The organism is Crocosphaera watsonii WH 8501 (genome assembly GCF_000167195.1).
GTDB lineage: Bacteria > Cyanobacteriota > Cyanobacteriia > Cyanobacteriales > Microcystaceae > Crocosphaera > Crocosphaera watsonii.
The window spans coordinates 143,199-156,728 of the sequence record NZ_AADV02000001.1; the positions used below are offsets into that span (position 1 = coordinate 143,199).

The 13,530-nt window shown below is 34.9% G+C and carries 9 protein-coding genes and 5 pseudogenes; 7 read left to right on the forward strand and 7 right to left on the reverse strand.

Going from position 1 to position 13,530, the window contains the following annotated elements; all coding sequences use genetic code 11:
* The first annotated feature begins 83 nt into the window (after nucleotides 1–83).
* A complete protein-coding gene (locus CWATDRAFT_RS00740) occupies nucleotides 84–1,694 on the forward strand; it encodes an IS1634-like element ISCwa1 family transposase (RefSeq protein ID WP_007303174.1) in 1,611 nt (536 codons plus the stop codon).
* Between the two features lie 503 nt (nucleotides 1,695–2,197).
* Here the strand turns inward: CWATDRAFT_RS00740 and CWATDRAFT_RS41250 are convergent.
* The 3 genes and pseudogenes from CWATDRAFT_RS41250 to CWATDRAFT_RS00755 form a co-directional block, all read right to left on the reverse strand.
* Nucleotides 2,198–2,857 (reverse strand): annotated as a pseudogene (locus CWATDRAFT_RS41250) (group II intron maturase-specific domain-containing protein); the annotation flags it as partial.
* Nucleotides 2,858–2,884: 27 nt separating this feature from the next.
* Nucleotides 2,885–3,526 (reverse strand): transposase, encoded by a 642-nt coding sequence (locus CWATDRAFT_RS00750; protein ID WP_007303176.1) that lies wholly within the window; start codon nucleotides 3,524–3,526, stop codon nucleotides 2,885–2,887.
* A 64-nt stretch (nucleotides 3,527–3,590) separates the two neighbouring features.
* Nucleotides 3,591–4,171: pseudogene (locus CWATDRAFT_RS00755) on the reverse strand (helix-turn-helix domain-containing protein).
* 4 nt (nucleotides 4,172–4,175) lie between these two features.
* Between CWATDRAFT_RS00755 and CWATDRAFT_RS00760 the strand changes: the two are divergent.
* From CWATDRAFT_RS00760 to CWATDRAFT_RS00780, 5 genes and pseudogenes are all read left to right on the forward strand, one after another.
* Nucleotides 4,176–4,892, forward strand: coding sequence for a hypothetical protein (locus tag CWATDRAFT_RS00760; RefSeq protein ID WP_198138928.1), 717 nt, complete (start codon nucleotides 4,176–4,178; stop codon nucleotides 4,890–4,892).
* Between the two features lie 19 nt (nucleotides 4,893–4,911).
* Complete coding sequence (gene hpsN, locus CWATDRAFT_RS00765) at nucleotides 4,912–5,946, forward strand: hormogonium polysaccharide biosynthesis glycosyltransferase HpsN (RefSeq protein ID WP_007303179.1); 1,035 nt, start codon at nucleotides 4,912–4,914, stop codon at nucleotides 5,944–5,946.
* Between the two features lie 29 nt (nucleotides 5,947–5,975).
* Nucleotides 5,976–6,725: pseudogene (locus tag CWATDRAFT_RS00770) on the forward strand (glycosyltransferase); the annotation flags it as partial.
* Between the two features lie 196 nt (nucleotides 6,726–6,921).
* Nucleotides 6,922–7,503: a helix-turn-helix domain-containing protein gene (locus CWATDRAFT_RS00775; protein ID WP_007303181.1), complete on the forward strand. Its 582-nt coding sequence runs from the start codon at nucleotides 6,922–6,924 to the stop codon at nucleotides 7,501–7,503.
* 64 nt (nucleotides 7,504–7,567) lie between these two features.
* Nucleotides 7,568–8,086: pseudogene (locus CWATDRAFT_RS00780) on the forward strand (transposase); the annotation flags it as partial.
* 246 nt (nucleotides 8,087–8,332) lie between these two features.
* Here the strand turns inward: CWATDRAFT_RS00780 and CWATDRAFT_RS35325 are convergent.
* A pseudogene (locus CWATDRAFT_RS35325) lies at nucleotides 8,333–9,818 on the reverse strand (IS1380-like element ISCwa5 family transposase).
* Nucleotides 9,819–9,997: 179 nt separating this feature from the next.
* Here CWATDRAFT_RS35325 and CWATDRAFT_RS00795 point away from each other — a divergent pair.
* Nucleotides 9,998–10,210, forward strand: a complete 213-nt coding sequence (locus CWATDRAFT_RS00795; protein WP_042711062.1) for a hypothetical protein — start codon at nucleotides 9,998–10,000, stop codon at nucleotides 10,208–10,210.
* A gap of 124 nt (nucleotides 10,211–10,334) precedes the next feature.
* Here CWATDRAFT_RS00795 and CWATDRAFT_RS00800 read toward each other — a convergent pair whose 3' ends face one another.
* The 3 genes from CWATDRAFT_RS00800 to CWATDRAFT_RS00810 all read right to left on the reverse strand — a co-directional run bounded on the left by CWATDRAFT_RS00800 (nucleotide 10,335) and on the right by CWATDRAFT_RS00810 (nucleotide 13,474).
* The gene (locus CWATDRAFT_RS00800) at nucleotides 10,335–10,706 is read right to left on the reverse strand and encodes a phosphomannose isomerase type II C-terminal cupin domain (protein ID WP_007303185.1); all 372 of its coding nucleotides are present in this window, start codon (nucleotides 10,704–10,706) and stop codon (nucleotides 10,335–10,337) included.
* Complete coding sequence (locus CWATDRAFT_RS00805) at nucleotides 10,678–11,925, reverse strand: hybrid sensor histidine kinase/response regulator (protein ID WP_007303186.1); 1,248 nt, start codon at nucleotides 11,923–11,925, stop codon at nucleotides 10,678–10,680. The genes CWATDRAFT_RS00800 and CWATDRAFT_RS00805 overlap by 29 nt, the downstream gene beginning before the upstream one ends.
* A gap of 121 nt (nucleotides 11,926–12,046) precedes the next feature.
* Nucleotides 12,047–13,474, reverse strand: coding sequence for a WGR domain-containing protein (locus CWATDRAFT_RS00810; protein WP_007303187.1), 1,428 nt, complete (start codon nucleotides 13,472–13,474; stop codon nucleotides 12,047–12,049).
* Between the last annotated feature and the right edge of the window lie 56 nt (nucleotides 13,475–13,530).

A 13,530-nucleotide genomic window follows, 5' to 3' on the forward strand; every position in this document is an offset into this window, starting at 1 on the left:
TTAAGTATAATTGCTTAAGCTCTTGAAGACAAAAAAGTGGGATAATTGCTTAAGTTGTTTCCTCTGTAAAAAAAGAGCGAAAAATGTCTTATTTAGAAGAAATACAAGTTAAAAATTTAGACCATTTAGGGATAGTAGCTGGTTTAATTGATGAAATAGGAATAGTCAAAATAATTAATAATAAATTAGGAATAGATGTTAGAGAAAAAATCTCAGCAGGTACAGTAGTTAAGTCTATTTTAATCAATGGACTAGGATTTGTTTCAAGACCTCTATATTTATTCAGTCAGTTTTTTCAAGATAAAGCCATTGAGAAATTGTTAGGAGAAAGAATTAAACCTGATTACCTTAATGATGATAAAATTGGGAGAGTAATGGATGAATTATATAAATATGGACTAAATGATATTTTTATTGAAGTAGTTTTAGAAGTAATTAAAAAATTTAAAATAGACCTTAAATACTCCCATTTAGATCCCACATCATTTCATTTAGATGGAGAATATAAAAGGGAAGAAGATAAAGAGAAACAGGAAGAAGAAAAAATTATTAAAGAAAGACCAATTTTTATTAAGAAAGGATATTCTCGGGATCATAGACCAGACTTAAAACAATGTGTCTTGGATTTAATAACAAGCCAAGATGGAGATATTCCATTATTTGTGAGAGTAGGAGATGGAAATGAATCTGATAAAGCTGTATTTGGAAAAGTTTTAGTAGAATTCAAAAAGCAAATAAAGTTTGATAGTATCATGGTTTGTGATAGTGCTTTATATGGTCAAGAAAATCTCCAACTAATCCAACATTTAAAATGGATAACGAGAGTTCCAATGACCATAAAAAAAGCAAAAGAATTAGTGCAAAATATAGAGGTGGAAGAAGTAAAAGATGAAGATAAAGAAAAAAGAAGTGACCTAAATTTAGAAAGTTATACCTGGAAAGAAGAAATTGTTACTTATGGTGGAATCAAGCAAACTTGGTTAATAGTCTTGAGTGAAAAAAGACAGAAAAGTGATTTGGAAAAACTAGAAAAACAACTTTCCCAAGAAGAGAAGAAATCCCAAAAATTTCTTAAAGAAATACAATCTGAAGAATTTGAACATCCTCAAGCTGCTCGATATAAATTAAAAGCTATTAATAAAAAATTGAGATTGTTGGAAATAAAAGAAGTTGAACTGATTGAAACTTACTCGAAAAAAAAGGAAAAGATTTATAAAATGATTAGTCTGATCATCAAAAAAGATGAAGAGATAAGTAGAAAGACTAAAGAAGCAGGAAAATTTATTTTAGCAACTAACTTAGTAGAGGAAAATAAATTAGAAGCTAGTGAAATTCTGATAACTTATAAAAACCAGCAATCTACGGAAAGAGGATTTCGATTTTTGAAAGATCCCTTATTTTTTACTGATAGTTTCTTCGTTGAAAAACCAGAAAGAATAGAAACAATGTTATTTTTAATGTCTTTGTGTTTGTTGATTTATAACTTGGGGCAAAGAGAATTAAGAAATTGTTTAAAAAGAGTCAAAAAAGGAATAAATAATCAAGTAGGAAAAGTAACATTGCGTCCGACTTTGAGGTGGATATTTCAATGTTTTCAAGGTATTCATTATGTGATTTTAAACGGAGTTAAACAAATTGTCAATTTAACAGAAGAAAGGCGTTTTATATTGAGTTTATTACCTGCATCTTGTTAAAGATATTATCTATAAATTGAATTGGATAAAGCAAAAATAATAAAAGAATAAGAGTCTAATGATATCAAATGAGAAGAGGAAACTCTCCTTCGTTTGTGCTGAGTCTTGCTAAGTTTTCAATGAGTATAAATCTTCTTAATTTGATTATTTTTCCTAAAAATTTAATGAAAAGAGAAATATTCTTGCCCAGGTATGATTTTCGGACTTTTTAAAACTATGTATTTTTTATACTACATTTTGAAGTGCGGAATCTGGGTTAAAATGGTTAGTCCCTGTAGTGTTTATGGGGTTGGCTGCTTTTGCATTTTGGGTATAGTAGAAGACAAGAGGCAGAAGGCAAACAACCTTACCCTTTCAGTAGGGAAAGACAAAAAAAGAGGTTAACTCTTGTTAACCCCTACAAAAATGAAAAAACTAAGATTAGGGGTCGAAGTGGTAGTCACCTACCACGACTCCCAGTCCGAACCGTGCATGAGACTTTCACCTCACACGGCTCTCGGCAATTAGTCCCTTGTCATGGGTACTATTAGTACATCGTCCTTCCATTCATAGTCTTTATCAAGCCAATCATAGAGATAGTCATTTTTGCTTTTGACATCATGACAATGACGATGTAGAGCTTGTAGATTGCTGTAAGTATCCTTTCCACCTTTCGATTTAGGGATAATGTGGTCAACTTCTATCAAGTCTTCAGGCGTAAAATGTTGCTTACATTGGGGGCATATACCTTTCTGTTTCTTTAAGAGTTTTGCGACTCTAGTTGGTGTCCCAGTATATGTACCTCTTCTTTTGCTCCAATAAGTCCAGTTTCCATCATACGGCGATGCTTCAGGCTTAACCAATTGATGTCTCTTTATTTCCGTTTCGGCATGGTGGTATAAGACATAATCCCTGGTTTGGAACGTCCAAAATCTGTGTTTTCCGTGTGAGAAATATTTCCTGAGAGCATCAGTTAATGGTGTCTTCTTTTTCCTGCTAATTGTCCAGGCTCTCAGCATATTCCATAATATTAAGTCTTCGGATGAGAACGTTTCCTTACTTGCAACAGTTCGGTAGTAATTGCACCATCCTCGAATTATGGGGTTTAATCTTGCGATTAATGCTGCTTGTGGGGCTTTCTTATGAGCTTTGATAACCTCTTTGATTGCCTCATGGTGAGCTAGTGCAGCTTAGCAAAAATAATCCACCAGTCACTTATGATCTTTAAAGCCCTTAAATTTCCAAACGAACGGCTTAGCAAAATGTTGATTAAAGTAATCAATAAAATTGAGAATTTTTTGGGATAGTTCTTCAGTTGAACGGACAGTAATTCTTTTGAGTAAACGCCTGACTAAGATCGAAAACCAATACTCAATTTGATTAAGCCACGATGTATGTTTGGGAATATAAACAAAGCGAATTCGATGAGATTCATCTGATAAAAAATCTGCTCTGCTGTCCATAGATTGCAAAATCCCCTCCTTTCCTTTTCTCCCCAAATCAATAGTAATTCCACAGCTTTCTGCTACTAATTTGACTAAGCTTTCCGATTTATGAGTGTTGAGTTTATCTACAATAAAAATCCATTCTGCTTTTTCATCAATCTTAATCGTTCTCTGGATATGTTCAGAAAAATCTTGTTCTGTTCTTGTCGGTCCAATAGAGGGACTAACAACTTTTCCTCTTGCCACATCCCAGTTCGCAATCAAGCTTAAAGTTCCGTGTCTTTCATATTCAAATTCGATTTTTTCTACTTGTTTAGGCTTGATTCTTTTGTTCGGAAATAATCTCTCAAGAGCTTGAATCCCTGTCATTTCATCTGTACTAATTAAATGAATTCCTTGTTCTAACAAAGTTTTAGCTTCTTGATGAAGTTCACAGATATATTTGACTTGCTTTTTAAATTTTAAGGGATCATCAATTTTGGCATTTAACCAGTAACGAACGAGATGTGGTTGTAATGTCGCTTCTTTTTAAAAAACGCCCCACACTACGGGGGGAAATCTTTTCGACAATTCCTCTTTTATGGCTTCATCCGCCAACTCTGAAGGTGTTCAATGGCTCACTGGTCTGTCTGATTTTTCACATTCTTCACAAGCGATCGCTACAATCTGGACTACTTGTTCGACCGTAAAGGATTTTGTTGTTCCAGGTCTTGGGCGATCGCTTAAAATTCCTTTGATCAAGACCATTAATGCTTTCTCCGTTACCTGTTGTTCTTCGGCGGCACTCAGTTTTTCTCTCTCCTCAAACCATCGCGATCGCCACTGACGCACTTGTACTCGGTCTAATTCTAATCTTCGACTAATCGAACTATTGCTCTCTCCTGATGCTGCGGCTAAGATTAGCTTGGCTCGTCTAACAAGGCGATAGGGGTTTGTTGTCCCTCTCACTATTTGTTGGAGTACTGTTTTCTGTAGGTTGGAGAGGTTAATTGGCAATGCTTTTATCATGGACATCAACTTCGAGATTCTTCCGTTAGTTTCATTGAAACACATTGTCGTGGCTAGTCACGAAAGTTTCTGTAAAAATCTGGTGGATTACTTTCGCCAAGCTGCACTAGTTCCTGCTGTAATGATTATCATGCTATTTTTAACCGGAAAAATTGCTGATTTTAAACGATTTATTCCCATTGCGATTGGTTTATCGTTAGTCTTATTGATCGGATTTTCTTTTTTAAATCCTGACTTTGTTCAAGAGAGAATTGATAGCTTTGTCGGGCGATGGAATGCTTCTCCTCCTTACAGTTTCATTCAGGAACAATTTGATTTTGCAATGAGGACTCAAAAAGGTTTTTTGGGACAGGGTTTAGGTTCAGGGACCAACTCAACCCGAATATTTGGAAAGGTTTCCCTTATAGAAACTTATCATCCTAAACTCTTATTTGAAATGGGTTTTCCAGGTTTGATAGCTTTTATGATTTTTGTCAGTCATTTGTGTTTTTTAACCTTCAAAATATATCGCGGTTTAAAAGATGAATGTCTCAAAAGTTTTGCCTCGGGTTTTTGGGTATTTCTCTTAATCATTGCTTATTTTCCTTATTGGTATCCTCTGGATACTGATCCAGTCTGCGTATATTACTGGTTGTTTGCTGGAGTTCTTTTGAAACTTCCTGTAATAGATAAGGAAGAACAAATTAAACTTAAAGCCCAAAAAGCAGCCGAAGATGCACTTAAAAAGCGTGTTAAAACTAAAAGAAGAAATCCATCTGCAATTTAACTTATAGACCTTAAAAATTATGTCTTATCCTTCTATTTCTCTAATCATTCCAACTTATAGACGAGAACAAATCTTAAGAGATACTCTAGATGATGTTCTTAAACAGGATTATCCTAATGTCGAAATTTTGGTAATAGATCAAACAGAAACCCATGATCCTAAGATTCAAACCTATCTAGAAAACCTAGCTAAAACTGATAAAATCAAGTTGTTTCGTGTTAGTTGGGCAAGTTTGCCAGCAGCTAGAAACTATGGTGTTCGTCGTTCTCAAGGTGAGATTATTATCTTTATCGATGATGATGTTCAACTACCAGAAAATTACTTATATACTCATGCAAAAGTTTATCAAGAAAATCTAGACGTTGGAGCCGTAGCCGGAAGAGTTTTAGATAGAATGAAATTGGCTGATTCTGAAAAAATACATGACTCTCAAGATCCTTACACCGTAGAAATATTACCCCCAGAGGCAATGGACCCTGGTATTGCTTGGTATCATATTGATTTAGTTCATACCACAAAACCTCAAGAAGTTATTTCCACTCGTGGTTGTAATATGTCATTTAGACGAGAAATTTTTACTAAGTATAATATTTGGTTCGATGAAAGATTTAGGGGAAACGCTGTTAGAGAAGAATCGGATTTTTGTTTACGTTTGCGTCAAACAGGTTATAAAATTTGGTATGAACCTGATGCTTACTTAGTTCACTTAGGAGAAGAAACTGGTGGTTGTCATGATTTAAGTACCCGTTCTTTTTCCTATCAGATAACTTTCTATCACAACCATTTCTTAATGGCACTAAAAAACTTAACTTCCTCACAACAATTTCGTTTATATGCTAAACTTTTTGACTGTCATGTTCTTGGTAACCCTCCTTGTAATAAAGGGGGATCTCCTATCAAAATTGTAGTACGTTTTTTGTTTTACGTCTTAGGTTTTATCGATGCTGTTAAAACTACGTTTCTGTCTCGGTGGGATGATGGACAAATCTACAGTAACAATGATAACTACAATCAGACATTAAAACCTAATGATTCTCTCGAATCTGTATCTTGATTTTGAATGATAAAAATTCCTAAAAGATTATGAAAATTTTAGTTGCTAGTCACACTTATATTGTTGACCTTAACTGTGAAAAGTTTGAAGCCCTAGCCAAACTTGAACCCAATATTGAGGTGACTATTATTGTTCCTAAAAAATGGAAACCGGGAGGAGTTCAAAATAAAATCGTTGAAACTAAACCTCGCCAAGAAGGAAATTTTCGAGTTGTTCCTATCTCTAACTTTAGTCGAAATAATCAAGGATTATTGACTTTTGGCAGTGATATTATTAAATTATTGAATAATTTTAGACCCCAAATTATTCAGGTAGAACAAGGTGTTAAATCTTTTGCCTATGCTCAATTAATAACCCTGAATAAATTGTTAAATTTGCAAGCAAAAAATGTATTTTTTACCTGGTGGAATCTTCCCTATAAATCTAAATTTCCTGTTTCTTATTTAGAAAAATATAATTTAAGTAATACCAATGGGTTAGTAGCAGGGAATCAAGATGCAGCAGATATCCTTAGAGATCATGGTTATGAGCAAGCTGTGGAAGTTATGCCACAACTAGGAGTTAATGAAGACTTATTTCGTCCCCAAAAAAAGCCAGATTTAGCTAATAATTTGGGTATCAAAGAAGACGACTTTATTATTGGTTTTGTCGGTAGATTTGTAGAAGAAAAAGGGATTTTAACCTTATTAAAAGCTGTTGAATCTCTACCGAAACAAAATTGGAAACTTCTTTTACTAGGAAGAGGAGAACTTAAAGAAAAAATTGTTCAAGAAAGTAAAAAAAAATGGCATTGAAGATAAAGGTAATTGCTCACCGCAATAAAGAATCTGTCTTGACAACATAAAGGTAAAATCGGGGATTTTTATGTATAGTGGGGGTTATGACCACAAATGCTACCATTGATTCAAAGCTAGTGCAGCTTGGCGAAAGTAATCCACCAGATTTTTACAGAAACTTTCGTGACTAGCCACGACAATGTGTTTCAATGAAACTAACGGAAGAATCTCGAAGTTGATGTCCATGATAAAAGCATTGCCAATTAACCTCTCCAACCTACAGAAAACAGTACTCCAACAAATAGTGAGAGGGACAACAAACCCCTATCGCCTTGTTAGACGAGCCAAGCTAATCTTAGCCGCAGCATCAGGAGAGAGCAATAGTTCGATTAGTCGAAGATTAGAATTAGACCGAGTACAAGTGCGTCAGTGGCGATCGCGATGGTTTGAGGAGAGAGAAAAACTGAGTGCCGCCGAAGAACAACAGGTAACGGAGAAAGCATTAATGGTCTTGATCAAAGGAATTTTAAGCGATCGCCCAAGACCTGGAACAACAAAATCCTTTACGGTCGAACAAGTAGTCCAGATTGTAGCGGTCGCTTGTGAAGAATGTGAAAAATCAGACAGACCAGTGAGCCATTGGACACCTTCAGAGTTGGCGGATGAAGCCATAAAAAGAGGAATTGTCGAAAAGATTTCCCCCCGTAGTGTGGGGCGTTTTTTAAAAAGAAGCGACATTACAACCACATCTCGTTCGTTACTGGTTAAATGCCAAAATTGATGATCCCTTAAAATTTAAAAAGCAAGTCAAATATATCTGTGAACTTCATCAAGAAGCTAAAACTTTGTTAGAACAAGGAATTCATTTAATTAGTACAGATGAAATGACAGGGATTCAAGCTCTTGAGAGATTATTTCCGAACAAAAGAATCAAGCCTAAACAAGTAGAAAAAATCGAATTTGAATATGAAAGACACGGAACCTTAAGCTTGATTGCGAACTGGGATGTGGCAAGAGGAAAAGTTGTTAGTCCCTCTATTGGACCGACAAGAACAGAACAAGATTTTTCTGAACATATCCAGAGAACGATTAAGATTGATGAAAAAGCAGAATGGATTTTTATTGTAGATAAACTCAACACTCATAAATCGGAAAGCTTAGTCAAATTAGTAGCAGAAAGCTGTGGAATTACTATTGATTTGGGGAGAAAAGGAAAGGAGGGGATTTTGCAATCTATGGACAGCAGAGCAGATTTTTTATCAGATGAATCTCATCGAATTCGCTTTGTTTATATTCCCAAACATACATCGTGGCTTAATCAAATTGAGTGTTGGTTTTCGATCTTAGTCCGGCGTTTACTCAAAACCCGGATTTCTCACAAATTAATTTGAAAGCCCAATCCAGAGATGAAAAATGATAATTTTTAGGACTAATAGAAATTTTGAATATAGATGAATAAAAAAATTGACTTTGATTATCCAAAAATCGAGTTTAAGAGGGAATAATTATATTAACTTTTGATTTTCTCCACGATAAATAAGACTAAATGAAAGTATCAGTTAGTCAACAACTTATGATAGATATCTTTTTTTAAAAACAACTTATTCTACTTATCCAGTATTAGGAATAGTTTTAATTCTTTTGTTAGCAATAGACAAAATATCTTGATAAGGACAAGCACTAGCTATAGCGATAATAATTCTTCTACAACTAATCTTTATTCTGGCTCCCAACTTAAGAAGATTTAGACGTATTCTTCCCACAGTTGCTTTAGCCAATGAAGTTTTTTTTAAACAGTGTTGACGAAAAGCATTTATGAGAACATAAGCCCAGGAATGTATCCATAATCTTAGTTTATTACTTTGAAATGTTTGAGTTGAAGTTCTATCAGCTAACAAGTCTAATTGTTGTTCTTTAATCCGATTTTCCATCTCGCCTCTCGGACAGTATTTTTTTGTATAAAGTTTTGAGGGTGGAATTTTTGAAGCGGGCAAAGATGTCACCACCTGGCGCATTTTTAAGCCATCACTTCCATAACAAACTTTTGTCACTACTCTTCTTTGACAACTCCATGACTTTTCTGTTTTATAACGAATAGAGCGATACCAAGTAGAAATTGGTACTAATTTTTTAACTTCTTCTAAATCTTCTTTTTTCTGAAACAAACTATTCATTAATTCAGTTATTGGAGCTAGTTTTTTTTCATATTCATGTTTGGCTTTTTCAATTACATCATCCGCTCGTAACTTAAGAACGCCATTTGTTCCCATAGCTATAACATAATCAACTAAAGGCTGATTTTCACAAAAATAGAAGATTTCTTCACGGGCATAGGCACTATCACCCCTAACTAGGATATGAGTCTCTGACCATTTTTCTCTAATTAGTCCGATAATTCTTTGTAATTCGTCCAAGGCTCCATCGGCTGGATCTACATTAGATGAACGAAGTTTAGCAACTAATAAATGATGCCCACAGAAAATATGTAAAGGAGCATAACATACTCCGTGATAATAACTATTAAAAAATGCCCCTTCTTGATTACCATGTACTTGGTCATCCGTGACATCCATATCTAATATAATACTTAAGGGAGGTTTTTTATAAGACTCTAAAAAAAAATTCGACAAAAGATTTTTCAATGGCTTCAAAGTTGGGTTCTATTTTATGATAACGACTCGTTTTTTGGTCGAGAATAGTCTCAGGACAATATTCCAATCTATTAATTGTACTTTTTCCAGCTAACCATCCCTTTTTATCTTCAAGTTCATTAAGCTTTTCTAAAGCGGTCTTAAGGGCAGGATCGTGACGTAATTTATCATGGTCATTGACATCTTCATAGCCTAAAATAATTCCATAAAGCCTTTGTGCTAATAACTCATGAACGGAATGATCTACATAAGATTGATGACGATGATCTTGAAAACAGTTACCAAACTTCTCGGTAATTCCCAGTTTTTTATCCAACTCAGCTATCCAGACAATCCCCGCATCTGAAGTGATTAGTCCCCCATCAAAATTAGCGATTATTTCTTTTCCTTTCTGTTTACTAAAGTTGATTACTTGACGAGGAGTTCGGGGATGACTGGGACTCATTAAATCAGTTTAAGGTAAATTGCTTTAATAATTAAATTATAGCATATTTTATTCTAACAATCTAGTACTATTAGAGATTTTATTAATAATTTTTTTGGAAAAATGAGTGATTGATTTATCTTTTCATCTTTGTCTAATTCGGGTTGATTTTAACTTAAAATCTGACAACAGACTGTTGGTTGGGGAAATCTGCGATCGCTCTGTTCAAACCCACTTCCTGTAAGGCTTCTGTGTTTGGCGATCGCAGATTTTGTGAGAAATTCGGGAAAAGAATTACTGTCCGTTCAACTGAAGAACTATCCCAAAAAATTCTCAATTTTATTGATTACTTTAATCAACATTTTGCTAAGCCGTTCGTTTGGAAATTTAAGGGCTTTAAAGATCATAAGTGACTGGTGGATTATTTTTGCTAAGCTGCACTAGTTTGTGACCATATCATCACGAAACCATATATTTTTTTAATACTCTTTAACAACAATTACTCTATTTTTACGGTGGGGTTATTGAGAGAATATCTTACTTTTTGCCTTCTTCTTCTGCAAAACGAATGATATCATCATCCCCTAAATATTCTCCATTTTGTACTTCAATAAGCACTAGGGGAATAACTCCGGGGTTTTCAACCCGATGACGGGTATTCATGGGAACATAGGTAGATTCTTTCTGTTTAAGAAGGTGTTCTTCTCCGTTAAAAACCACCTTAGCCGTCCCTGAGACAACAATCCAGTGTTCACTACGATGATAGTGCATTTGGGTACTAATATGTTGTCCTGGGTTCAGTTCGATACGATTAATACGATAGCGATGACCTTCTTCTAACATAGTAACTTTTCCCCAAGGAGGAGTGCGAGTAAATTCGCTAGGATGAGAATCTTTTTGTTTGCTCATGATACCCAACTGATGATTTTATCTGTTCTACACTTTCTCCCATTTTACCCATAAGTTGTTGCTGTCGAGGTAAAATTACTCTAAAGGTAGTTCCATTGTCTAATTCGCTTTCTACAAAAATGTTTCCATTGTATGCTTCTACACATTTACGGACAATGGATAATCCTAAACCAGTGCCTGAAATATTTCCTACATTATCAGCACGATAAAAGGTTTCAAAAAGGTGTTGTTGGGATTCTTGGGAAATACCGATTCCTTGATCTTTAATACTAAAAGTAACTGTTTTTTCTTCAGCAATAATATTGAGAAAAATTTTACCTCCTTGGGGAGAATATTTCAACGCATTATTCAACAAATTGTGTAAAATATGCCATAACAATTTTTCATCCCACAATTCTAACTCACTGGGAAAGTCTCCATCAAAGTTGAGAATAATTTGATTTTTATCTTCAAAAGAAAGGTGTAGAGAATGAATTATTTGTTTACAAAATAGTTGAATATCAAGTTCTATAAAGTTCGTTTTCAGTTTGCCTGAGTCTGCTTTTCCTAGTAGTAAAACCTCGCTTAATAATTGATTCATATCATGAACAGCATTACGAATCATCTGGAAATAGGATAATTGTTGTTCTCTGGTTAATTGTTCATAACTATCTTCCAATAATCCTGTAGATAACAAAATCGTATTAAGAGGATTACGAAAATCATGGGATAACATGGAAACAAACTCAGATTTTAACTGATTTAATTCTTGTGCTTTTAATAATTGGGTTGTTCTTTCTTCTACCCTTTTTTCTAGAGTTTGGTTAGCTTCTCTTAATTCCTCTTCCATCTGTTTACGTTCGATCGCATAACAAATAGAACGTACCAAAATATCTAGGGTAATATGACGTTTAACCAGATAATCTTGCGCACCTTTTCTAACTGCTTCTAGGGCTAATTCTTCATCGTTCATATTGGTTAAAACCACAATAGGAAGATAAGAATTTTTACTAATAATAGGCAATAAGGAATCCAAACCTTGACTATCTGGCAAGGTTAAATCTAGTAATATTACGTCAAATGCTTGACTTTCTAGGGCATTGAGAGCATTTTCTAAGCGTTTTTCATGACACAAATCAAATTCTTGTCTTGTTGCACCTTTCAGCACTTCACGCAATAGTCTAGCTTCGGCTATGTTATCCTCAATCAATAAGACTTTGATAACACTGGTTAGACCCATAATAACCCCGTCCTGCTTTGCTTTCTATTTATAGAGTAACCTGATTTTGTCTTCATAAATATAATATTTTCTTTATCTTTCTCAAAAATCATAACTATTATGCAGATTGTTCATGGTTTATTTAACCAATCAACTTTTTAATCTCTCCATAAGCACGATAAAATCCTCCTTGTGTAGCTTCTTCAATAGATTCAACTATATATTTTGCCCCTTCTTCACGAATATTACGAGGAAATTGTACAAACCAATCTGGGTTATAGTTAGGAGAAATTACTCTTATTTTTAGTTTACTGCCTATTTTGACACATTCAACTATAATTCCGCTTTGATGGTTGTTGGTGCTTTCTAAGGTATTGATAAGGGTCTGAATTTTCAAATCTTGAGGAACTTTAACCTGTTTTGTCTCGGGTATTTGTCCTGCTTGTGCTGCTTGAATGGCCTCTTCGGTAGCATCAATACAAGCGAGACTACCATTAGTTGTGACTATATAGAGCTTCTGGTCATAGAATTGCATAGAAAGGGCAGAACCGCAACCTGTGCCTAGTTTCCAAAGACGTTTTTGATCTTGGGCGAAACAATAAATAGAAGATGAACTATCCCCTGCAAAGACGTAGTTTCCCCCCTGACTGGTGGCACAAGAATAAACGGCAGCGTTACAGTTAAATGTATTGAGTTCTTGACCATTTTTGCTGTATTGATGCACTTTGTTGTCAGAGGTTCCCCCATAAACTGCATCAACTTCTTGCCAACCAAATAAGATACTTCCTTGGGTTTTTTGGTGCCATACTTGTCTTCCTTCTTGGATATCGTAGGCCGTAATACCCCCACCATGACCATGATATATATGGGAGCGATCGCATCTGATCATCCATCCCCCTTTACCTTTACTTAATCTTGTCCATTGAGACTCGCTTTCAGCATCAATTTTAACTACTGCACCGTTAGCATCGGAAACCCCTAAAATACCCCCAAAAATATCTAACCAATAGATATCAATATTGTCATCAATTTCGTAGGCAAGATAAGGAATTTTTCCGCTAAGATCATAGACGTTACCATCATCGCATCCTGCATAAATCCATTTTTCATCGGCCACAATACATTTAACACCATCGGGTAGTTGATATTGGTTAATAATTTCTCCTTGATGATTCAGTTTATAGACATTTCCCTGTTGATTTCCCACCCAACAAGCTTCCTCATCGATGAAAATTCCAAAGGCAGAAGAACCAGATTTAAACTGCCATAAAGTAGGTGCTTTTTTGGATTTAGAAGCGGTGCTAGTGGTTTGACGACGAGTAACAGGACGTTTTTTTCTTTCTCCCATTACTGACGGTTCATAACCTTTTTTTAGTTTACTTTTTATCTTTTTTTCTGCTTCTTTTTGTGCCTTTTCTGGAGTGTCATAACTGGTGTTTTGAATACGGCCTTGATCACCGATGCGTCCATAACGGATGGGAACGTCAACACCGTCGACTTTTACTTCATAAAATTTGTGGGAACCTTCCCCTGCTTCGGAAAGTTCTAAATAAGTTAGATTGGTAGTCATGGGGAGTTAAGAGTAAGGTAATTTTTTAGTAGTGCAAGTATATTTTGTTCCTCAGC